This is a genomic window from Bifidobacterium callitrichos DSM 23973 (assembly GCF_000741175.1).
In the GTDB taxonomy this organism is placed as follows: Bacteria; Actinomycetota; Actinomycetes; order Actinomycetales; family Bifidobacteriaceae; genus Bifidobacterium; species Bifidobacterium callitrichos.
Genome location: NZ_JGYS01000014.1, coordinates 26,340 through 49,666 on the forward strand (window position 1 = coordinate 26,340; position 23,327 = coordinate 49,666).

Genomic DNA, 23,327 nt, shown 5'->3' on the forward strand with positions numbered 1-23,327 from the left:
CTGAAACCGGACGATTTTGGCTGGAACCGGGGTTGGGCCGGCGTATGCGATACACGACTGTAGGCTTGGCCAAACGGCCTTGAGTGTGTCGTGTATCGCATACGCCGGCCCAACCCCACACACAGGCAGACCAGGAAAGCCGATCGTCAGTGCGACCACACCGCCGCATCCGGGTCGAAGTCCGGGTTGTACCCGTCGTCATCCCCGTCAGCACCGGAGTTGTTCTCGTAGTACGTCGACTCGTCGTCGATGACGCCGGCATCGGCCTCCTCGAGCAGCGTGTCGATGTCCTTCTTGTTGAGCACCTGCTTCGGCAGCACGTTCTCGATGTAGCTGGTCACGGCCTCGCTCATCGGTACGTCGTGACCGGCCTTCTCCGCGAGGAACCAACGGTGGTCGAGCACCTCGTGGAAGAACTGCGCCGGTTCGATCTGCGAACGGTACTTGGCCGGGATCGAGCGCACGGTCGGCTCGAACACCTCGCGCATCCAGTCGGTCGCGACGATCTCGAGATCCTCACCGTCGCGCCACGTGGAGGCGCGGTAGGCGTCGAGGTCGTTGAGCAGTCGACGGGCCTGGTTCTCCTGCACGTCGAGACCGGTCAGGCGCAGCAGCTTGCGGTTCGCGTAGCCGGCGTCGACGACGCGCGGACGCACGAGCACGCGCTTGCCGCCCTCCTCGGTCTTCATCTCGAGCTCGTCGACGTCGAAGCCGAGCTCGTTGAGCTTGTTGACGCGCTTCTCGATCTTCCACATCTCGTCCGGACCGAACTTGTCGGTGTCGGTCAGGGCGCTCCACAGCGAGTGGTAGCGGTCGACCAGACGGTTGCCGACCTCGATCTCGTCGACGTCGTCAGGCAGCAGCTTGCCGGAGCTCAGATCCATCAGTTCGCCGATGATGTTCGTGCGCGCCAGATCGATGTCGTATTCGCGCTGGCCGTTGGTCAGGTTGACCTGCAGGTCACCGGTCTCGGCGTCGACGAGAAACGCGGAGAACGCGTCGGCATCGCGCAGGAACAGGACGTTCGACAGGGAGACGTCGCCCCAGTAGAAGCCGGCCAGGTGCAGACGCACGAGCAGCACGGCGAGCGCGTCGATCAGACGTTCGGCGGTGTCGTGCTGCAGGTTGCGGGCGAAGAGCGCGCGGTACGGCAGGGAGAACTTGAGATGCTTGGTCACGAGGATCGCCTCGAGCGGTTCTCCTTCGCGGTTGTGACGTCCGGTGACGACCGCGATCGGGCGGACGGCCGGCAGTTCGAGCTTCTGCAGGCGGCGCAGGATCTCGTACTCGCGCTCGGCCATCTGACGCGTGATCTCCTTCATCGCGTACACTTCGTCGCCCACGTGGACGAAGCGCACGACGTGGCGGGAGATGCCTCGCGGCAGGTTGGCGAGCAGTTCGGCGGGCCAGGTGGCCAGCGGCTGCTCCCACGGCAGCGTGAACATCTTCGGGTTCGAGCTGGCCGCGGTGATCTTCAGCGCCTGCGGCTCCGGCGTATCGGCGGTGTCGTCCTCCGCCTTGACGCTGGTGGCCTTCGCCGCGCGCGGATCCAGCTGCGAGAGTCCCGACAGGTTCATGGATGATTGCATCTTTGCCTCGTTCCTACGTGTATTCGGCCTGTTTATTCGGCTTATTCGGCCGCTTCGGCCGCCTTGCGTCGCGCGTTGGCCACGGCGTACAGGCTGATGCCCGCCGCCACGGACGCGTTGAGTGATTCGACCTGGCTGGAGATCGGGATGCCGGCCACGGCGTCGCACGCCTCGCGCACGAGACGGCTCACGCCCTTGCCTTCCGACCCGAGCACGACGACCAGCGGATCGGTTTCGAAACCGGTTTCACCCACGGTCTTGTCGCCGCCGCCGTCCAGCGCCACGACGTAGTAGCCGCGCTCCTTGAGGCTTTCGATCGCCTTGGTCAGGTTGACCACTCGGCACACCGGCAGGTGCGCGGCCGCGCCGGCCGACACCTTCCACGCGGCGGCGTTCACCGACGCGGAGCGACGCTCGGGCAGGATCACGCCGTTCGCGCCGAACGCGGCGGCCGAACGGATGACCGCGCCGAGGTTCTGCGGGTCGGTCACACCATCGAGCGCGATGAACAGCGGGCGCGCGGACAGCTTCGCAGCCGCGGAGTTCGCCGCCTCCATCGCACGCGACTTCTTGTCCGCCCGATCGGCGAGCTCGGCGAGCGACGAGTACTGGTACGGATCGACCTTGAGGATCACGCCCTGATGGTTGCCGGAGCGGGCGATGCGGTCCATCTCCAGTCGATCGGCCTCCAGCATGTGCAGACCCTGCGTGCCGGCCAGCTTGACGATCTCGCGCGTGCGGTCGTCGTGTTCGATGCGCGACAGGATGTACAGCGTGGAGCTCGGCACGCCCACGCGCAGCGCCTCCAGGACCGAGTTGCGGCCGAACACCAGATCCGTGGTGTCCGACGACGCGAACTTGTCGACGCGGCGGCGTGCGGCCAGTCGCGGATCGGCCAACTTGCGGCGATCGGCGACCTTCTTCGCCTTGTATGCCTTGTGATAGACGCGATCCTCGGCCTTGGGCGTCGGTCCCTTGCCGCGAAGCGCGTTGCGATGCTTGCCACCCGACCCCTTGGTCGGTCCTTTCTTCATAACCATAACGGTCATTGTCTCACAAGCCCCAACCGAACGGTCTGCATGTGCGGTCGGGAAGCTGCCGGACGCCGACGGCAAGCCGCCCCGCCGCCCCCGAGTAGGGTATTGAGGGTGAAACAACGGCGCACATTGTTCGGTTTGCCCCTGCTGTACTGGGGCCTGTGGCTGGCGATCCTGATCCTATGGATGGGACGGTTCGTCACCTCGTTCCTGTCGATCTACCTGGTCTCCGCGCTGCACATCGACGAAGGCGTCGTCGGCGCGGTCGTCGCGATGTACGGCTTCGGGTCGATCATCGGATGCCTGTTCGGCGGCACGCTCTCCGACCGCTTCGGCCGACAGTCGATGATCATCATCGGCGAGATCGGCGCGGCCATCGCCCTGCTGGTCGTCTCCGCGCTCGCCGATCCGATCGCGCTCGGCGCGACCCTGTTCGTCTACGGCGCGTTCGCCTCGCTGCCGAGTCCCGCGATCGCCGCGTACATCGCGGACGTGGTTCCGGTCGAACGCCAGCAGCGCGCGTACGTCCTGCAATCGTGGGCGATCAACTTCGGCTACGCGATCGGCCCTATCATCGCCAACCAGCTGGTCAAGGTGTCGTATTCGCTGATGTTCTACGTCGAGGCCGCCGTGATGCTCGCCGTGACGATCCTGCTCGTCGGATTCTTCCGCGAGGTGCGGCATCTGGGCATCGCCGTGCCCAAGCCGGGGGACGCCGCCGTCAGGGCCGACTCCGACGTCGCCCCCACCTCCCTGCGCGACAACTGGCACAGGGTCCTCACCGACTGGCCGTTCCTCGCGTTCTCCGTGCTCATGTTCGGCTACTACCTCGTCTACTTCCAGTCGACCTCCGGACTGCCGATCGCGATGACGAACCTCGGCATGGGACTCGGCGAATACTCCGTGCTCCTGACCATCAACGGGTTCATGCTGTGCGCGCTGCAGATCCCCGCGATGAAGCTGTTCGCGCGCATGGGCAACTCGCGCGTGCTCGTCGCCGGACTCGCCGTCACCATCATCGGCTACGCCGTGCAGATCGTGGCCGGATCGTGGGGCGGGTTCGCGCTCGCCGTCGTGCTGTGGACGCTCGGCGAGCTGGGCACGTTCCCGATCGCCACGACGATCGTCGCCGCGATGGCTCCCGCCTCCGCGCGGGGCACGTATCAGGGCGTGTACAACGTGCTGTGGTCGCTGTCGATCGCGCTCGCGCCGCTGATCGGCGGCGGCGTGATCAGCCGATTCGGCGGGCGGACGCTGTGGATCGTCTGCACGATCGCCCTGATCGCCGTGACCGCCGGCATGAGCGCGACCAAGGGGTCGCGGGACCGCGCGATGAGTAGGAATCTCGCGGACCTACTGGACAACACCCCTTACGCCGTGCGATGACTGCTCCACACCCATATGGAATAATGGCAATCGTATGCATCGGCGTCGGTTTGCGCCGGTGCCCATAACCGCGCAGTCCGATGCGCGTCGGGGGAGACAACCCGGCCGCCGCACGGACTGACTACTCCGCGGCTATACCAAGGAGAATCACATGGTTGATCAGAAAGGTCAATCCACCGCGCCCGCGGTATCAGAGGAAGTGCGCGCCCAGCAAGCGCTGATGGGCGACGTCGATCCGAGCCTGACCGATGCGGCCGAGGTCGCCAAAGCATTGAACGTCGACCCGAACGTCGGCCTGAGCGAGGCCGAAGCCAAGCGTCGACTCGAGAAGTTCGGCCCGAATGAGCTGGCCAGCGCGCCGCCCGTGCCGAAATGGAAGAAGTTCCTGGCCCAGTTCCAGGACCCGCTCGTCTACCTGCTGCTCGCCGCCACCGTCATCTCGGTGATCGCGTGGTTCATTGAGCGCGGGCACGCCGCCCCCGGCGCGGAAGGTGGCGAGGCGCTGCCGTTCGACGCGATCGTCATCGTCCTCATCCTGATCGTCAACGCCGTCCTCGGCTACATCCAGGAGGCGAAGGCCGAGGCCGCGGTCGAGGCGCTCGCCCAGATGACCGCGCCGCAGACCTCCGTGCTGCGCGACGGCAAGGTCGTGCGCATCAACACCGCCGAAGTCGTCCCCGGCGACGTGATCGTCCTCGCGGAGGGCGACTCCGTCTCCGCCGACGGCCGACTCTTCACGGCCGCCAGCCTGCGCATCGCCGAAGCGTCGCTCACCGGCGAATCCGTGCCGGTCGGCAAGAAGCCGGACACGCTGCCCGAAGCCAAGGCGCTGGGCGACCGCGCCAACATGATCTTCAACGGTACCTCCGTCACGCAGGGCACCGGCCGCGCGATCGTCACCGGCACCGGCATGAACACGCAGGTCGGCAAGATCGCCGACCTCCTGTCCGCCACCGAGGACGAGCAGACGCCGCTGCAGAAGGAGATGGACTACATCTCCAAGATCCTTGGGCTAGCGGTGTGCATCATCGCGGCCATCGTGCTCGCCGCGCTCGCGTTGCTCGAGGGCTTCCACACCACGCAGGACATCATCGACTCCCTGCTGCTTGCCGTCTCGCTCGCCGTGGCCGCCGTGCCCGAGGGCCTGGCCGCGATCCTCACCGTCGTGCTCGCGCTCGGCGTGCAGCGCATGGCGATGCACAACGCGATCGTCAAGAAGCTGCACTCGGTCGAGACGCTCGGCTCCGCGTCCGTGATCTGCTCGGATAAGACCGGTACGTTGACGCGCAACGAGATGACCGTCGAACGCGTCGTCACCCCGTCCGGCGAAGTGCAGATCACCGGCACCGGCTACGCGCCGGAAGGCAAGATGGTCGCCTCCGACGGCTCCTCGCTCGCCGATGCGCCGGCTCTGCGCGCCGAGGTCATTGCGACCCTCGCCGCCGGCACGCTTGCGAACGACGGCGACCTGCGCAAGGAGAACGGCAAGTGGGAGATCGTCGGCGATCCGACCGAAGTCTCCCTGATCGTCGCCGCGCGCAAGACCGGCGCGATGAAGGGCTACGAGCAGTTCAGCCGAGTGGCCGAAGTGCCGTTCACCTCCGAACGCAAGCGCATGTCGATCATCGCGAAGGACTCCACCGAGGGCGGCAAGCTCACCGTCTTCGCCAAGGGCGCGCCGGACGTGCTGCTCAGCTTCTGCTCGCGCATCGCCGTCGGCGGACAGGTCCGTCCGCTCACCGAAGGCGATCGCCAGACGATCCTCGCGACCGTCGAACGCCTCTCCTCCGAGGCGTACCGCACGCTCGGCCAGGCGTACCGTCCGCTCGGCACCGCGAACCTGTCCGAGGTGCCCGGCGTGCGCGCCAATGCCGCCGGACAGGTCACCGACATCGCCGACCAGTCCGAGGCGATCGAAACCGACCTCATCTGGAACGGCATGGTCGGCATCATCGACCCGCCACGTACCGAGGTGCGCGACTCCGTGGCCGAAGCGCATCGCGCCGGCATCCGCGCCGTCATGATCACCGGCGACCACCCGCTGACCGCGGCCCGCATCGCCTCCGATCTGGGCATCATCGACAAGGGCGGCAAGGCCCTGACCGGCGACCAGCTCGACGCGCTCACCGATCAGGCCGCGTTCGACAAGGCCACCTCCGAGGTGTCCGTGTACGCGCGAGTCGCCCCGGAGCACAAGCTCAAGATCGTCGAATCGCTGCAGCGTCAGGGCAACATCGTCGCGATGACCGGCGACGGCGTCAACGACGCCCCGGCCGTCAAGACCGCCGATATCGGCGTGGCGATGGGCATCACCGGCACCGAGGTCACCAAGCAGAGCGCGAAGATGATCCTCGCCGACGACAACTTCTCCACGATCGTGGCCGCCGTGCGCGAGGGCCGCGTGATCTTCGACAACATCCGCAAGTTCCTGCGCTACCTGCTTTCCAGCAACGTGGGCGAGGTGTTCACCGTGTTCTTCGGCGTCGTGCTCGCCGGATTCCTCGGCATCACCCAGCCCGGCACGCAGGGCGTGACCGTGCCGCTGCTCGCCACCCAGCTGCTGTGGATCAACCTCCTGACCGACGCCGCGCCGGCGCTCGCGATGGGCGTCGACCCGCAGACCGAGGACGTAATGAACCGTCGTCCGCGCAAGGTCACCGACCGTGTGATCGACGCCTCGATGTGGGGCGACATCATCTACATCGGTGTGATCATGGCCATCGTGACGCTGATCGGCATGGACATGCACCTGGCTGGCGGTCTGTTCACCGACCGCTCCGTCGACGCGCTCGGCCACGACGCGCAGATGGTCGAGGCCCGCACGATGGGCTTCACGATCCTCGTGTTCGCACAGCTGTTCAACGCGATCGCCTCTCGCTCCCACGCGCAGTCGGCGTTCGTCGGCCTGTTCTCGAACAAGTGGCTGTGGGGCGCGATCGGCCTGTCCATCGTGCTGCAGCTCGTCGTGATCTACGTGCCGTTCCTCAACTCCGCGTTCGGCACGACCCCGCTGTCGGCGCTGGCATGGGTCGAATGCATCGGCCTCGCCGCGTTCGTGCTCGTCGCCTCCGAGCTGCGCAAGTGCGTCCTGCGCGCGATGGAGCGCTCGAAGCGCTGAGTCCCTCTCTTCCGCCTTGCTCGGCCCCCTCTGATGAGGGGGCCGTCAGCCGGAGGCTGACTGGGGGAGAGACAACGGGATTTCACCGCTAAGTGCTGATTGACGGGCTTGATGGGCGGGCATCCTCGCAGGAATCGGACGATAATCGTCCGTTCCTCATGAGGATGCCGCCCTACTCATATCAATCGGATCCGGAGTAGGTGCCGCCGGCGTCATTGGAGCTGCCAGATCCGGTCGAGCCGGAATCCGTGCCCGAGTTGGCACCGGAACCGGTCGAGCCGGAGCTCGATCCCGAACCGCCCTGAGACTGCTCGGGTTCCTCGGCCTCCTGATCCTCCATATCCTGACGCTGCTGCTCCTGCTGTTGCTGGAGCTTCTGCTGCTCCTCCTGAGCCTTCTGCTGCGCCTCGGCCTGCGCCTGCTGATCGGCCTGAGTCTTGGCGCTCATCGACGCGTTGACGCTCTCCATCGCCTTCTGCAACGCCGAATTCGCGCTGTCCACCTCGCTTTGCGAAGGATTCGACTTCGACGCCACGCTGTTCGCGTTGGTGATCGCATCCTGCAGCGCGGTGCGCGTGCTCTCGTCGGCTACCTTGCCCGTCGAACTGCTGAGCAGCGACTGCGCGGACGAGAGCGACGTGTTCAGCGACGACTTCAGCGAATCGGCGGTCTTCGACTTCTTGGCCGCGTCCACCGCGTCGATAGCGTCGTCGATCTTCTCCTTGAGCGAGTCGGCGTTCTGCGCCGCGATGGTGAACTGCTGCGCGTTCGACTTGAAATCGTCCTTCGACATGTCCGTCTTGCAGCTTGCGTTCGTGGAGACGTTGCCCGCGTCGGAGATCGCCTGATTGAGCGTGTCCAGCGTGGTCGCGTCGGACAGCTGATCGGCGGTCGTCGACGACACTGTCTGCTGACCCTTCGCGATCGAGGCTTTCAGGCCGGCCGCCGACCCCTTGTACTGGAGCTCTGCGGCCGTGCACGCCGCATACGTGACCTTGCCACTGCCTGCGGTGAAGAGCCACACGCCGCCGCCGATCAGTGCGATCGCCACGATCGCCCCCACGACGATGCCGGCGATCGCGCCGCCGGACAGACCCCTGCGGCGATTGCCGCGGCGCGAGTTACGGCTGTTGTCGCCGGTGCCGTTGTCGTCGGAGTTGCGATCGCCGTGGCCGTCGTCCTCGTTGTCTTCGCCATCGTTCGGGGCGATCGACGGCGGCATAACCGGCGGCTGCCCGGCTGCGGCCGGTGCCGGCTGTGCCGGCGGGAACGACTGAGCTGCAGGGAACGGCTGTGCGGGCGGGAACTGGGCGTTCTGCCCGAATACCTGCGTCGGCTGTCCACTGTCGGCGATGTTGCCGGCAGCACTGCTGGCGGCAATGCCGATGCTCTGCGCGAACGGCTGGGCCGCAGCCTGATTCAGCACATTCGGATTGAATACCTGCGTACGTTCCTCGCGCGGATCGGCGGATTGCGCCGCCGCTTGAGGTTGAAACGCCTGCGGCTGGGATGGGGCGTACGGCTGTGCCGGCTGTGTCGGCTGAACCGGCTGTGCAAACACCTGCGTCGGCTGGGATGCGGCAGGCATGACCGGTTCGGTGACGGGTTGCGTGAACGCCTGTGTGGGCTGGGAGTAGGTCTGCGAGGGCAGCGGAGGGAGATCCTCGTCGGCGAACGGATCGAACGCCTGCGTGGTCTCCAGCTCGGTCGGAGGTTCCGGAGCAGGAGTCTGTGGCACCGCGACGGTCGGCTGCTCATATCCGGTTGCCGGTTGCGTGAACGCCTGCGTGGCGGCGGTCTGAGTCGCCTGCGGCTGGCCGTAAGCCGGCTGCTCTGCTTGCCCCGGCTGCGGTATCGCCTGCCCCGGCTGGTCCGCCTGCGGCTGCTGCGCTCCCTGCTTGGCTTTGTTCTGGAAATCGAAGTGGAATTCGCCACTTGGATCGGTCATGTTCTGTCCCCCTGTTTGTCCCTGTCCAATTAACGATGAAGCCAGACCGCCGTTGCCGGCCGCCTGGCTTGTTACGACTCAGTCGTCGATGTGCGCGCGATAGAAGTTCTCGTACGAGCGACTCGGCGTCGGCCCGCGCTGCCCCTGATAATGCGATCCGACGCCCTTCGAACCGTACGGATGCTCGGCCGGCGAGCTCAGCTGGAAGAAGCACATCTGGCCGATTTTCATGCCCGGCCACAGCTTGACCGGCAAGGTCGAGACGTTCGATAGCTCCAGCGTGATATGCCCCTCGAAGCCCGGGTCGATGAATCCCGCGGTCGAATGCGTGAGAATGCCGAGGCGACCCAGCGAGCTCTTGCCCTCGAGTCGTGCCGCGATCGTCGAATCGAGTTTGACGTACTCCCACGTCGATCCGAGCGCGAACTCGCCCGGATGCAGGATCCACGGCTCATCCGGGCCGACGGCGAACTGCTCGGTGAGCGCGCCCTGATTCTCGGCCGGATCCACGTACGTGTACGCGTGGTTGTTGAACAGTCGGAAGAACCGATCGAGCCTGACGTCGATCGATGCGGGCTGGACCATCTCCGGGGTCCACGGGTCGAGCGAGATATGTCCCTCCGCCTGCGCGGCCAGAATGTCGCGGTCGGACAACAGCATAGGAAGCTCCTCACGGGCAAATCGTCAAAATACTGCCCTTCAGTCTAGTGTCAGCCCGCGATGCGCGCCATGGGACTGGTCGTCGGCGAACGGGGGCGCCTACAGGAAACCGCTTTTCCGTCAATCGAATGCGACAATGTGTCGTATTAATGTGGATAACTGCGCCGTTGTGGCTGTTCCGAAGCGTTCAGGCTGTGGACAATTCACCAAAAATCGACAATTTTCAGGAAACTCACAGCGAAACACCGCGTGTGGCCCAGAAAAAAGTGGTTATCTATAAACCGTCAGCAAGAGCCGACCCGGAGCGTGAGCCCCCGACAATTGAACCTTTCTTCTTCTCTCCTTTCTCTGGCCCCGGTGGTACCCCCACCGGGGTTTTCTTTTTCCGAATGCGCATCACGCGAGAGGTTGTTAATGGCGGATGTCACCGATCTCTCGCCAGGCGGGGTGCCAGTGAGAGATCGGCGTCATTGGGCAGAGGAGATCTCTCGCTAGTGAGGCGTTCGCGAGAGATTCGCGGCATCACTCGGCTGTTGTCTCTCGCTAGGAGCGATGCTCGCGAGAGGTTTTCGGTACCGGACGGTTGCGGTCTCTCACTAGCAGGGTTCCCGCGAGAGGTTTTTGGCACCATATGACTGTTGTCTCTCGCTAGGAGGGGCGCCCGCGAGAGATTTGTGGCACTGATTGCTGGTGACCTCTCGCTCGCAGCCGATCGCAGAGCCGATCGCAGGTGACACGTGACCCTGATTCATCCCTGAGACCGACGAATACGAGGGCTCGCGGCGGTAGACTGAAGGCAGCATAGAGCACGGCACGGGGTCGGTGATGTTGGCGACTCCGACGAAGGGGAGGCGAAGGGAAACGCCATGGCCGACAACGAATACGACTTCTTCGCAAACGGCGACGGTCCGGATAACGCCGGCGGATACGACGAATACGACGGCGATGACGGCTCGCGTCGTAGACGCCACCCACGTGCCGGTCAGAACACAGGTCGGAGTGCCGGCCAGAGCGCCGGTCAAGCCGGCCAAGCCGCTCAGTCCTCCTCCGCTTCCCGCCCCTCCGGCCGCACCACCACCTATCGCGCCGGATTCGGTTCCGAGCCGGCCCGCCGTTCCAGGACCGCCGCGATCATCGCGCTGATCGCCGGCCTCAGCGCCGTCGTGTTCGGCGCGCTCTCCGCCGCGCACGAGTCCGCGCCGGCCCTCGTCGACCCGGACGGCAAGGTGCCGGGGCGCTATATCGCCCTCACCTGTGGGATCTGCATCGCGATCGCGTTCGTCTCCGTGATCGTCGCGAAGGCGAATCTACCGCGCAACAGCCGCCGGCATCGGGTCGCGGCGGGCGGCATCGTCACACTGCTGGTCGCCGGGCTCCTGCTCGCGTTCGGCGTCGTGTGCGGCGTGCTGTTCCCCGACGGACTGTTCAAGCCGGCCATCCGCGACGAGGCGCCGGTGGACAGCGCCGAGTCGATGCGATTCGGCATCGAACGCGCGACCGGCGAATGCAAGGCCGGGTGGACCGACCTTGATGTATCGATGTTCCCCGGAGTCAAGAACGCATCGCTGTGCGCCGAGACGCGCGTCGCCTACGTCACGTTCGACTCGAACACCACGAAGCGGCTGTACGACAATCCTCTGCAGGGCAAGATCGCGGAACTACTCACGCAGAACGCCGACGACCCGGCCACGCAGGGCGATTGGCGACTGCTGTCCGGTAACGAGTGGATCGCGTTCGGCCCGTCCGAAAGCATGACCACGCTCGAACACGAATGGGGCGGCGAACTCACCACGATCACCCCCGCGGGAGATGACGACGGCCAATCATGACGACCGCGGAACCTGCCATGGGATATTGGCGTGAAGAATCCAGAGCTGATCGTCGAGATTGGTGTCCAGTGTTCCACCAAGCCGTTCGATCTGTCGGCGATGCATACCGAGTCCACGGCCGGAGCGTTCGGCCTCGTCCAACGTCGTCTGTCCGGTATCGTTGCTTTCAAAGATCTCAACGCCATCGGGTGTGACATCGATGCTGAGAATATAGGCCGCTTCGCCCGCCACGGCATGCCGCTGGATGTTGGTGCCGATCTCCTTGAGCAGCGCCAGTATCTCCTCTTCGGCATCGTGCGTGGTGACGAGCGATTCGCCGTGTATCGTTGCTTCGCCATGGTATCCGAGGAAATCCAGATAGTGCTTGGTTTCGGCCAGCTGACCATGAAGTCGTTCCATGAATGGCGATGTATGCTGTGCACTGACGTTGCGCCCCGATAGATAGTCGATGACGGCATGTGCCTGCGTGAATGCGGACTGGCTTCGCTGCAGCACGACATTCCATTCGGGATCATCGGGATGCTGATGAGCGATGGCCGAGATGCAACTCAGATCATTGGTCAACGTATCGTGCATGCGCACGGCAACATTGGCATTGGCGCGCAGTCTGGCGTTCTCCTGTTCCGCGGCGAGATGCTCCTGCGAGATCTTCTGCATCCGGAGGTTGTTCTGATGAAGATTGAACGCATATCCGATGATCCACGCGGTGATCGATGGCAACGCCAGTTTGACGATGGTGGCGATCATCGAAACGTCCGGTGAATCATCGGCGATGCCATTGCCGATTGAGTTTCCGATCGCTGAGATCGCGGCCGCGGCAATGCCATCCCGAAACGGATGAAGATAGGCGAGTATCCCGACGGCGATGAGTATGGAGAAATCCTGAATGACCGTATATCCAAATGAATGCCCAACCGACATCGAGGATACGCAGAAGCAGGCGACTGCCATCCACTGCGTCATGCGCGGTGCCACGGGTGTGGCGACGATGCATGCCGCCAAGAGCATGGAGACGGCGGTCATAATCAGTCCGGACGGGGGTGCGGATAGCCATTCCAAGACAAGGATGAGGACGTCTATCGCGGCAGTGATGGAGATTCCGGGATGGGCCCGTAGCCGGTCGAGAGGAATTTGAAGCCCTGCTCGTAAGTGTTGCATCATCATGGTGATGGACATGGTTCCTCTCATCGGCTGCGTAGACGCAGCCACGTGCTGATGAGCTCCTTGCGGCTGGCGCATCCGAGTTTCTCTGATGCACGCGCGAGATAGGTGCGTACGGTATTTTCGGACACATCCATGCTTTCGGCAATGCGTGCGGCGGTCATGCCACGGCACCATGCGTTCACGGCTTCGATTTCGCGCGCGGACAGATCGTTTTTCCTTTCGGCCTTGACCCGTTTGTATGCTGTAGCCGCGTCATCGAACGCGACTTTGGCTCCGCCATCCCACAGCCGATCATCGGCTACGGCCTGCAAGGCGTCAGCCATATGCTGAACGTCGTTCTTGCTGATGATGCCCTGTGCGCCTGCCTCGGCGGCTTCGCGCGCGTAATCCTCAAGGGTGAACGAGGTCATCGCCAGCATGCGTATGTCCCTGTTCTCGCGTCGAATGGCTCTGATGGCCATTGGGCCATTGATGCCGCTCATCGACATGTCGATCAGCAGTACCTGCGGAGGATCGAACGCGCCTGTGCATCGCTGGATGGCCTTGTCTCCACCGTCCGCGGGAGGCAGTAGATCAAAGTCGGGTAAAGCCTTACTGAGAAACGAATGCAACGCCATCAGCGTGATGTGGTCATTGTCCACGATCAGCAGCGTATTCCGCTTGTGCTCCATGGTTGAGCAGTATAACCGGCCTGCATCGCCGTCATCGAAGCCGCAGCCGCAGTTGTCCTCGTTGTCATCCGAACCAATGACAGCCCACGATCCATGTCATCGTTTCCGATTACGAGCCTTTCCGTTGCAAGAACCGCCATGGATATCGTGAAATCGCAATCACATGATCAAGAACGGTAGAGGAGCATGATGCATCGGTTGTTGAGGATCGCCGTGCTGTTGGATGTAGTGGTGGCCGTGCTGGCCGGTGCATTGTTCGCGGGCATGGTGGGATCGTGGTTCCCGCTGGGTGCTGAGGGTGCGGTGCAGGTGACGAGCGCGCATAATGCGAACGTGGCTGTACTGGGAACGGTGGCCAGGGATCATCATGTCGTGGCGGCCAAGCTGCTCTCGGATTCGGCGGACGCCAATGGTGCCGATGTGCTGCTGATCGCAGGTACGCATGAGCATGATGCCCGTTCCGTTTCGTCGGCGCCCAAGCCTGGTGAGACGGCCCGCGGCTATGTGTTTGGCGACCGGATCGTGGTGCGCGAAGCGGATACGCTCACCGCGCCGACCGGCCGATGGATCGTGTACGGGGATGCAGACGACGTGCGCGCGTTCTCCGCCTCCCTACGCGTGAAGGGGCTGAAGACCGACTCACCGGAGATCGCATCGGCCCGTTACCTGTTGGAACAGTTCATGCAGACGCCGTTGGTGGTGTTGCCGTTGTTCGTATTCTGTCTGACCTTGGCGGCCGGACTGGTGGCGTCTTCGGCGATGATGAAACGTCGTGCGATCCAGTCGTTCCACGGCATGCCACGTGCAATGGCGGTGGCCCGGGAGCTCGGTGACGATTGGCTTGCTGAAGGTATTGGCATGGCCATGACAGTGATCCTGTGGATTATCGGATCGGGCGCGGCATGGGGATTTGCGCCGAACCGACTGCCGTTCCTGATCGTCGTCATCACGAGCGCCGGTTTCCTTACCGTGATGCTGCTGGCATCACTATTGGCGGTGCTGATGGTCGCTGTGCTGGTACCGCGCGTATTGGATCAGGTCCGGGGCAAGCGTCCATTGCGTGCGATCATGACGGTGTCCGTCGTGGCGTTGCTGGCATGTGCGGTGGGTGCATCATCCACGTCGGCGATCGCCATGAGTGCGATCAATCAGGCTTCGGCGGCGCATCATGCGGCGGCGCTTGCGGCTGAAGCGCCGAACGCCTACGCGTTGTCCTTCTGGAACATGGCCAACGAGGAGACCAGCCGGTATATGTCTCGTTGGCGGTCGTTCACCGATGACCTTGACCGGCAGGGGCGTCTGGAGCTGATCGACTATGAGCCACAGTGCATGCTCGATCAGCTGGATGGGCGCACGCCTGAGGCGAGTCGCCCTTGTCTGACCGTCAACCCGGCTGCAGCCCGACAGCTCGGCATCCCCTACGATCGCGCCGCCGAAGACAAGGCGCAGCTACTCCTGCCCGCGAGCATGCAGGAGGAACGACCCCGATTGATGGATGCGTTGGGACGGCTCGTCAACGTGGAATACGACCTCGCCGACAGAATCGACGGCATCCACCTGACCGATACCACTATCGCGGCCGGCAACCTTGGTAGCACCGGTAGTTTGAGCGACGATCTGACGGTGCGTCTGTACACGCCATCCGCAATCCAGAACAATGCCACACAACTGCGCGGGACGATGATCATTGTCATGCCGGGAACCGCGATATCCCCGTCGAACAGGCTCTCCTACGCCAGTCAGGGCAGCATCCTGTTCGCCGCCCAATCGGCCAAGCAGCTTGCCGATTGGCTGCAGACCTACGAGCTGACCGGTCTGGTCGCCTCGGCACAGAACACGGTCGAACAGGCGCGATCCCAGGCAGCGCAGGCGAGACAGGCGATTCTGGAGTACGGGCTCATGGCCCTGACCACCATCATGGGGCTGGCCATCGTGGCCGCGACTTTGGGAGACGGATACTGTCAGCGTCAGCGCCAACGTCTGTTCGTCCAATACATCCATGGGGCGGATTTCATGCGACGATACGGGTCGCATATCCTCGCAACCCTCGTCTGTCTGATCGCCGGCATACTCGCCGCGCAGCCGTGGCAGAGCAGCGGACAATGGCCGCTGCCCGCCATGCTGATCATGCTGGCGGGCATGGCGGCGACCATCATCACCCTGATCATATGGGATCGGCGGATGCGTGCCGACACCATCAAACAATCCTGAGCGTCGGCAAACACGCAATATCGCGACCAAGGAGCAATCATGACTGACATCTTCAATGGAATACAGGCAGAAACCGATGCAGACGGAACGTTGCATCCCCTTGCAGCGCTCGATGCGCACGGTCTGACGAAAGGCATCAATGGCCGCACTCTATGGCACGATCTCGGTTTCCATATCGACCCCGGCACTATCACTGCCATCACTGGACCATCCGGCGCGGGCAAGACCACCCTGCTCAACGCGATCGGTCTGCTCGAACCCATCGATCGAGGAACCATCATCTACGGTCACCAGCGTCTCGATCGGCTGAATCGTGGAAGCATTCGCCGCCTCTACCGTGAAACGTACGGCTTCCTGTTCCAGAACTACGCGCTTGTCGACCAATGGACCGTCGTTCGCAATCTCGATCTCGCCATGTCCAGTGCGGGCATTCCGCGATCTCGTCGTGCATGCCTTGCCTCGCGCAGCCTCGCCCAGGTCGGATTGACGGACAAGCGTGACGCCAAGGTGTACACGCTCTCGGGCGGCGAACAGCAGCGCGTCGCCATCGCCCGACTGCTCACCCGCAGCCCGCGCATCGTCCTTGCCGATGAGCCGACCGCCGCCCTTGACCCGGATAATGTCACCCGCGTCATGAACCTGCTGCGCGGTCTCGCCGATCAGGGGGCCATGGTCATCATGACCACGCACAACCCGGATATCGTTTCCCTGACCGATCAGCACATCACGCTGATGCCCGATGATTGAGCGTGAATAGGGGCTGTGTCGTGACTCACAGTGGTGACCTGCACGTCGATCGGCGATCACCGCCGCGGATGAGGCACAATAGAGGCGGAACCGTTTGTGCCGGCGAACACCACTGAAACACCATTGAACGGCATCGAGCACCGTTGAGCGAAGAGGCGAGACAGATATGACCATTGACCTGACCGAAGCGCAGTACTCGCGCGGCGGGGGAGCGACGCATCCCACGCATCCGCTGTTTCTCTGCCTGCACGGCTGGGGGTCGAACGAGATGGAGATGGCCGATCTCATGCGCCAGATCGCGCCGTACAACGACTACGCGTCCCTGCGCGGCCCCATTCGACTCGCCGGTGGCGACGCGTTCTCGCCCGGCGCGTACGCGTGGTTCGGCGAGCGGCTGCCGATGGGGGACGACCTCGATCGCGCCGCCTACGATCTGGCGATCTCGATCGACCGGTGGGTGACGAACAACCTGCCCAACGAGCGCGAGATCGTACCGCTCGGCTTCTCGCAGGGTGGTCTGCTGGCCGTGCACCTGCTGCGCGTCAACCCGAAGCGGTATCGCGCGGTCGTCTCGCTGTCCGGATACGTCGCGCCCGCCATCGTGCCCGGCACCGCGCCGGCCGACGGGATCCTCGAGAACTACAACGTGCCGGTCTTCTACACGTACGGCAAGAACGATGACGTGATGCCCAAGTACGAGCTGTTCGCCGCGCAGGCATGGCTGGGCGAGCACACGTGGCTGACGACGAAGAGCTACCACGGGCTCGACCACAACGTGAGTCTCGAGGAGCTCGCCGACCTGCGCCAGTGGCTGCTCGACCACGACATCACGTCGGGGATTCTGTAAAGAGCCGAGATATAGACGATATAGACTGGGCCGCGTGAATGCAGCAATCGATGAGAATCATCTGGACGAATCCCCGCGCGGCCTGACCATCATGGCCGTCGTGGGCGTGTTCGTCGGCATCCTGTCCGGCATGTTCGGCATCGGCGGCGGCACCATCATCGTCCCGGCCCTCGTGTGGCTGGGCCTGACCCAACGCCACGCGGCCGCCACCTCGATGATGGCGATCGTGCCCACCGCCATCTCCGGCGTCATCTCCTACGCCGTCGAGGGCAACGTCGACTGGATCGCCGCGGCACTCGTGTTCGCCGGCATGTTCGTCGGCGGGCAGATCGGCTCGTGGCTGCTGTCGAAACTGCCTGAAATCGCACTGCGATGGGCGTTCGTCGCGTTCCTCGTGTTCGTCATCATCAACCAGGCGATATCGAATCCGTCGCGCGACTCGCATATCGACATGCATCCGATCATGGCGCTCGGACTCATCGCGTTCGGCGTGATCGCGGGCGTGCTCGCCGGACTGCTCGGCATCGGCGGCGGCGCGATCTGCGTGCCGGCCCTGTCGATCATCTTCGGGGCGAGCGACCTGATCGCGCGCGGCACGTCGCTGCTGGCGATGTTCCCCAACTCGATCACCACGTCCGTGGCGAACGTCAGACGTCACATGGTGCACGTCAAGGCGGCCGTCATCATCGGCGTGGTCGCGGCCATCACCGCGCCGCTCGGCACGTGGATCGCCGGCGCGGTGACGCCGCGCACCGGCGCGATCATGTTCACCGTGTACCTCTCCGCGCTGCTCGTGCGCTCGCTGTTCGTCGCGTTCAAGGCGATGCGGCGCCGATAGCGCGATCAGCGGCGGGTGGAGAAGAAATCGCCCAGAATCCGCGCGCATTCGGCCTCGCGCACGCCGCCGAACACCTCGGGCGTGTGCCCCACATGCGGATCGCGCGGGATGTCCCAGATCGACCCGCATGCGCCCAGCTTGGCGTCCCACGCGCCGAACACGATCCGGCCGATGCGCGTCTGCAGGCATGCGCCCGCGCACATCGGGCACGGCTCCAACGTGACGACCAGCGTGCAGTCGGCGAGATTCCAATCGCCCCCGCGCGTTTGCGCGGCCTCGCGCATCGCGACGACCTCAGCATGGGCGAGCGGATCGCCGTCGACCTCGCGGGTGTTGTATCCGCGGCCGAGAATCGCCCCGGACTCGTCGTCGACGACCGAGCGCGCCGACCGRCCGGCACGTCGCCGGCCGCCGCGGCGCGCCGGGCCAGCGTGAGCGCCTCGTCCATCAGCCCATCGAGCGTCGTTCGATCGAACATCATGAATCCCCAGTCTACGGATAGGTCTCGCTGATCGGGCCATGATCGGGCCATGATCGGGCCATGATCGGGCGTTGATTCGGGCGCATATCGCCACGTGCTTAACGATTTCCTAACGGGTTTTCTATAATCTGAGCAGCGCCTTATGGGAGAAGAGGGGCGAGCGCCGGAAGCGGGGAGTCGAGAGGGAACCATGGATGTTGTCGAGCTGATACTGTGCATTATCGCGGCCGTCGTGCTGTCGTCGTTCCTCAGTCGGTTCATCCCGAAGGTCTCGACGCCACTGGTGCAGATCGCGCTCGGCGCGGCCGCCACGCAGCTGCCGTTCTTCCCCGACGTCACGCTCAGTCCGGAACTGTTCATGGTGCTGTTCATCGCACCGCTGCTGTATCTGGAAGCTCACGAGATCGACAAGTCGGCACTGCTCAAAACGTTGAAGCTGAGCATCTCGCTCGCCATAGGACTCGCGATAGTGACGATGGTGGCGGTCGGATTCGCCCTGAACGCGATCTGGCCGGTCATCCCGCTGGCCGCCGCCCTCGCGCTCGGCGCCGCCCTCGGCCCCACCGACGCGGTTGCGGTGTCCTCGCTCGGCAAGGAGGCGTCGCTCACGCTGCGCCAGCGCGGCGTGCTCAAGGGCGAATCGCTGTTCAACGACGCGTCCGGCATCGTCGGCTTCCAGTTCGCGATCGCGGCGGCCGTCACCGGCGAATTCGCGGTGGGTGAGGCGGCCACGAAGTTCATCGTCTCGTTCATCGGCGGCGCGCTGTTCGGCACGGTGGTGGGACTCGCCGCGAACTGGCTGTTCGAAACCGTCCGATCGCTCGGCTGGGAGACCACCACCACGCGCATCCTCATGGAGCTGTTCCTGCCGTTCCTGCTGTACCTGGGCGCCGAGGAGTTCCACGTCTCCGGCATCCTGTCGGTCGTCGCGGCCGGCCTCCTGGTGCGATTCGACCGCACCGGCGTCGGCCCGAACGTGTCACGCACGAACATCGTCGCCTCCAGCGTGTGGGGCGTGCTGTCGTTCACGCTGAACGGCGCCGTGTTCATCCTCCTCGGCATGCTGCTGCCCGGCGCGATGCACGCCAGCTGGGTCGACCCGTGGGTCAGCAACAACATGCTGTTTGGCGTGATCGCGTTGGTCACGGGCGTGGCGGTCGCACTGCGATTCATCTGGGTGGCCGGCATGCTGCGCATCGCCCGCGATGAGAACACCGGCAAACGTCGTCCGATGACCGCCGACCGTTGGCGATCGGCCGCGGTCATGACCTTCGGCGGCGCCAAGGGCACCATCACCCTGTCCCTGATGTTCACGATCCCCTACTACATCGACGCGGGCACGCCGTTCCCGATGCGTGACGAACTGATCTTCATCGCCTCCGGCGTGATCGTATGCACGCTGCTGCTGGCGAACTTCCTGCTGCCGCTGCTCGCGCCGTACCGCGCGAAGGACGACGACGGCGAACTCGAGGAGATCACGATCGAGGTGCTGCGGCGCACGGTCGAGGAGCTCACCGGGCGCATCACGCCGGAGAACCGACGCGCCGTACTCATGGTCATCGACTCGTACACCAAGCGCATCAGCCGGCTCAAGCATCGCATCGGCGCGCTCGACCCGGCCGGCTACGGACAGCTGCAGATCCGGGCGCTCAACTGGGAGAAGGAGTTCGTGCGCGACCGTCTCGCCGACGCGAAATCGCATCCGGACGCGGACAAGGCCGTGCAGGAGCTCAACGTCGAGGCGTGCGAACGCATGCTCGACCAGATCATGAACTCGCTGCGCCACGCCACCGCAGGCCCGGAGGCCGGCGGGCTCGCATGGCAGATCAGCGGGCGCATGCGCGGGTGGAGGCATCGCACGATGAACCTCATCAAACGCACGATCAACCGCATCCGCCGCACCACGCCGCTCGTGAGCGAGGACCAGATCTTCGCGCACATGCGCACCCTGCAGGTCGAGGCCATCGAGCACGTGATCGCGATGCTCGAGGAGGAGATGACCTACGACCGGTACAACACGGAGTTCTGCTCCGCCCTGATCCTCGACTACCGTCGCGCGGAGGGCTCGCTCAAGGCGCGGCCGAACGTGCAGGGCAGTGCGGCGGCTGCCGGCAAGGCCGAGGAGGTCAAGAAGGAGAGCTACGGCATCGAGCTCGGCGTCGTGCAGGACATGCTCGAGGCCGGCGACATCTCCCGCGCCCAAGCCAGAGCCCTGCGCCGCAACATCTATGTCATGCAGGTCGATGCCGATTCCGGCATCTGATCCGGCATTTAGTTTCCTGACGTGGCAAACACACGGGGGTATGGCAAGGAAAGCCGGTTGTCCTACGATCGATAGCGGAAAAACGTGGTGAACGGAACAACCCCAAACCCCAAGGAGATATGCAATGTCGCGCATCGAGCAATTCCACGGCGTCGCCGCCGACGGCACGCGCCTCAACGTCGTCTACGCCGAGCAGCAGGACGCGAACGTCGCGTTCGCGCTGGTGTTCCCGAACGACGACCTGCCCCGCTTCGTCCACTGGGGGCGTCCGATCGCACACCCCGAAACCCTGATCGCCCAGTACGACGCCCTGAAGCCGCAGCGCGTCTCCGGCGCCCTCGACGAGACCGCATGGCCGTCGATCCTGCCCACGCAGGCCGAATCGTGGATCGGCGCCCCCCGATTCTCCGTGCGTCGAAACGGCGTCGAACTGTTCTGCCGCTTCACCGTCGAATCCGTCACGGCCGATGCGCCCGAAGTGGGGTACTTCATCCCCGAAAGCGATGACGCCGCCGCAACCGGCCCGGCCCCGGCCTCCGCTACCGTCGGCGACGAGATGTTGCACTCCCGCGACGCCCACCGTGTGCCCACGCCGACCATCACGGTCGAGGCCCACGACCTCGAACAGGGCGTCGGCATCATCTGGACGTGCGAACTCGACGAATCCGGACTGATCCGCCAGAAACTCGACGTCTCCAACGAAGGCGGCGAGAGCGCCGGCGACCTCGAGATCGGCACGGTCGAACTCGGCTTCCCGCTGCCCGCGCTCGCCGGCGAAATCCTCACCACCACCGGGCATCACCTGCGCGAACGCAGCCCGCAGCGCCAGCCGCTCACCGTCGGCCGATTCGAAAAGGTCTCGATGGCCGGACGCCCCGACTTCGACGCGAGCCTCCTGCTCACCGCCGGCACCCCCGGATTCGGATTCGAACACGGCGAAGCGTACGCGGTCCACGTCGGATGGAGCGGCAACAGCGTACTGTCCGCCGAACGCCAGCCGTACACGACCGGTCTGATCGGCGGCGGCGAAGTGCTCATGGGCGGCGAGATCACCCTTCCGCGCTTCGACGAGACAAATGCCAACACTGACACCGCCACCTACACCACCCCGTGGGTCTACGGCTCCTACGGCGACGGTCTCAACGAGATCGCCGCGCGATTCCACGCCTACCTGCGCCATGCGCACCACGACGCCCGCCGCGCGCTCGGCATCGCCGACAAGCCACGCCCGGTGATCCTCAACACGTGGGAGGCCGTCTACTTCCAGCACGACTTCGACACCCTCAAGGCGCTCGCCGACAAGGCCGCCGCAACCGGCGTCGAACGCTTCGTCGTCGACGACGGCTGGTTCGGCTCCCGCCGCGACGACACCTCCGGACTCGGCGACTGGCAAATCGCCAAGGAGGTGTGGCCCGACGGCGACAAGAGCCTCAAGGCGCTCGCCGACTACGTGCATGGTTTGGGCATGGAGTTCGGCCTGTGGTTCGAGCCGGAGATGGTCAACCCCGATTCCGACATGTTCCGCGCCCACCCCGACTGGGTGCTGAAGCCCACCGCGAATCGTCTGCCGATGCAGGGCCGCTCCCAGCAGGTCGTCGACCTGACCAATCCGGACGCGTACGCCTATCTGTACGACGCGATGGATTCGCTCGTCGGCGAGCTCGGCATCGACTACATCAAGTGGGATCACAACAAGCACGTCACCGAAGCCGTCTCCCCGCGTACCGGCCGCCCGGCCGTGCACGAGCAGACGCTCGCCGTCTACCGCATCTTCCGTGATTTGAAGGCCGCACATCCCGGTCTCGAGATCGAAAGCTGCTCCTCCGGCGGCGGCCGCGTGGACCTCGGCATCCTCGAGCTCGCCGATCGCATCTGGGTGTCCGACTGCGTCGACCCGGTCGAGCGCGCCGACATCCAGCGTTACACGTCGCTGCTCGTGCCGCCGTTCATGATGGGCGAGCATGTGGGCGCCTCCCCGGCGCATTCCACGCATCGCGCGACCAGCCAGGAGATGCGCATGGCGATGGCGTTCTTCGGGCACATGGGCATCGAATGGAACCTGCTCAAGGAGCCGGAGGCGGACGTCGCGAAACTCGCCGAATGGGTCGCCGAGTTCAAGAAGCATCGCGAATGGTTCGCCGTCGACACGTGCGTGCACGCCGACGCGATCGATCCGGCCGTGCGACTCGACGGCATGGTCAAGCCCGACCGTTCCGCCGCGTTCTACCGCTTCACCCAGCTGACCACCGGCCAGACCTACCCGGCCGCGCCGATCCGCGTACCCGGCCTCGATCCGGACGGCGTCTACCGCATCCAGCCGCTGTGGCTTGACCTCGATCTCGAGGGCCTCGGCATCGGCAACGGCCAGTCCGCGCTCGGCTGGTGGACGAAGGAGGGCGTGCTCATGACCGGCCGCGCCCTCGAGACCTACGGTCTGCGCCCGCCGAGCCTGCATCCGGCCCAGGCCGTGTTGTTCACCGCCATTCGGCAGTGAACAACACACTGACTACCCCTCAGACCCGCTTCGCGGGCCAGCTC

At 64.6% G+C, this 23,327-nt stretch carries 15 protein-coding genes and 1 pseudogene; 9 read left to right on the forward strand and 7 right to left on the reverse strand.

What is annotated here, in order from left to right; all coding sequences use genetic code 11:
- Nucleotides 1–146 precede the first annotated feature (146 nt).
- Together BCAL_RS08095 and rlmB are read right to left on the reverse strand one after the other, a co-directional pair.
- Entirely contained in the window at nt 147–1,577 is a 1,431-nt protein-coding gene (locus tag BCAL_RS08095; protein ID WP_043166285.1) for a DUF4032 domain-containing protein, read from the reverse strand.
- 53 nt (nt 1,578–1,630) lie between these two features.
- Nucleotides 1,631–2,629, reverse strand: coding sequence for a 23S rRNA (guanosine(2251)-2'-O)-methyltransferase RlmB (rlmB, locus tag BCAL_RS08100; RefSeq protein WP_043166191.1), 999 nt, complete (start codon nt 2,627–2,629; stop codon nt 1,631–1,633).
- Between the two features lie 183 nt (nt 2,630–2,812).
- Here rlmB and BCAL_RS08105 point away from each other — a divergent pair, with 183 nt between their 5' ends.
- Nucleotides 2,813–4,012 carry an MFS transporter gene (locus tag BCAL_RS08105; RefSeq protein ID WP_420796825.1) on the forward strand — a complete coding sequence of 400 codons (1,200 nt, stop codon included), beginning with the start codon at nt 2,813–2,815 and terminating at the stop codon, nt 4,010–4,012.
- A gap of 151 nt (nt 4,013–4,163) precedes the next feature.
- Entirely contained in the window at nt 4,164–7,130 is a 2,967-nt protein-coding gene (locus BCAL_RS08110; protein WP_043166189.1) for a cation-translocating P-type ATPase, read from the forward strand.
- A 181-nt stretch (nt 7,131–7,311) separates the two neighbouring features.
- Here the strand turns inward: BCAL_RS08110 and BCAL_RS08115 are convergent, their stop codons facing one another.
- On the reverse strand, nt 7,312–9,078 hold the full coding sequence (locus BCAL_RS08115; protein WP_052119181.1) for an FIVAR domain-containing protein: 1,767 nt from the start codon (nt 9,076–9,078) through the stop codon (nt 7,312–7,314).
- Between the two features lie 78 nt (nt 9,079–9,156).
- On the reverse strand, nt 9,157–9,738 hold the full coding sequence (gene dcd / locus BCAL_RS08120) for a dCTP deaminase (RefSeq protein ID WP_043166187.1): 582 nt from the start codon (nt 9,736–9,738) through the stop codon (nt 9,157–9,159).
- 866 nt (nt 9,739–10,604) lie between these two features.
- Here dcd and BCAL_RS08125 point away from each other — a divergent pair.
- Nucleotides 10,605–11,567 carry a hypothetical protein gene (locus BCAL_RS08125; RefSeq protein WP_052119180.1) on the forward strand — a complete coding sequence of 321 codons (963 nt, stop codon included), beginning with the start codon at nt 10,605–10,607 and terminating at the stop codon, nt 11,565–11,567.
- Here BCAL_RS08125 and BCAL_RS13255 read toward each other — a convergent pair.
- Complete coding sequence (locus tag BCAL_RS13255) at nt 11,562–12,743, reverse strand: sensor histidine kinase (protein WP_152600362.1); 1,182 nt, start codon at nt 12,741–12,743, stop codon at nt 11,562–11,564. The two genes, BCAL_RS08125 and BCAL_RS13255, sit on opposite strands and share 6 nt — an antisense overlap.
- Nucleotides 12,744–12,751: 8 nt before the next feature.
- The gene (locus tag BCAL_RS08140; protein ID WP_043166183.1) at nt 12,752–13,402 is read right to left on the reverse strand and encodes a response regulator transcription factor; all 651 of its coding nucleotides are present in this window, start codon (nt 13,400–13,402) and stop codon (nt 12,752–12,754) included.
- A gap of 186 nt (nt 13,403–13,588) precedes the next feature.
- On the opposite strand from BCAL_RS08140, the gene BCAL_RS08145 reads away from it, so the two are divergent.
- From BCAL_RS08145 to BCAL_RS08160, 4 genes are all read left to right on the forward strand, one after another.
- A complete protein-coding gene (locus BCAL_RS08145) occupies nt 13,589–15,613 on the forward strand; it encodes a hypothetical protein (RefSeq protein WP_043260072.1) in 2,025 nt (674 codons plus the stop codon).
- A gap of 39 nt (nt 15,614–15,652) precedes the next feature.
- Nucleotides 15,653–16,360 (forward strand): ATP-binding cassette domain-containing protein, encoded by a 708-nt coding sequence (locus BCAL_RS08150; RefSeq protein ID WP_081887380.1) that lies wholly within the window; start codon nt 15,653–15,655, stop codon nt 16,358–16,360.
- A 166-nt stretch (nt 16,361–16,526) separates the two neighbouring features.
- Nucleotides 16,527–17,207 (forward strand): alpha/beta hydrolase, encoded by a 681-nt coding sequence (locus BCAL_RS08155; protein ID WP_081887381.1) that lies wholly within the window; start codon nt 16,527–16,529, stop codon nt 17,205–17,207.
- A 91-nt stretch (nt 17,208–17,298) separates the two neighbouring features.
- Nucleotides 17,299–18,045, forward strand: coding sequence for a sulfite exporter TauE/SafE family protein (locus BCAL_RS08160; RefSeq protein ID WP_081887384.1), 747 nt, complete (start codon nt 17,299–17,301; stop codon nt 18,043–18,045).
- 5 nt (nt 18,046–18,050) lie between these two features.
- Here BCAL_RS08160 and BCAL_RS08165 read toward each other — a convergent pair.
- Nucleotides 18,051–18,523, reverse strand: a pseudogene (locus tag BCAL_RS08165) (nucleoside deaminase).
- A gap of 193 nt (nt 18,524–18,716) precedes the next feature.
- Here BCAL_RS08165 and BCAL_RS08170 point away from each other — a divergent pair.
- Together BCAL_RS08170 and BCAL_RS08175 are read left to right on the forward strand one after the other, a co-directional pair.
- Nucleotides 18,717–20,789: a cation:proton antiporter gene (locus BCAL_RS08170; RefSeq protein WP_043166178.1), complete on the forward strand. Its 2,073-nt coding sequence runs from the start codon at nt 18,717–18,719 to the stop codon at nt 20,787–20,789.
- Between the two features lie 124 nt (nt 20,790–20,913).
- Nucleotides 20,914–23,283, forward strand: a complete 2,370-nt coding sequence (locus BCAL_RS08175) for an alpha-galactosidase (RefSeq protein ID WP_043166176.1) — start codon at nt 20,914–20,916, stop codon at nt 23,281–23,283.
- Nucleotides 23,284–23,327 lie beyond the last annotated feature (44 nt).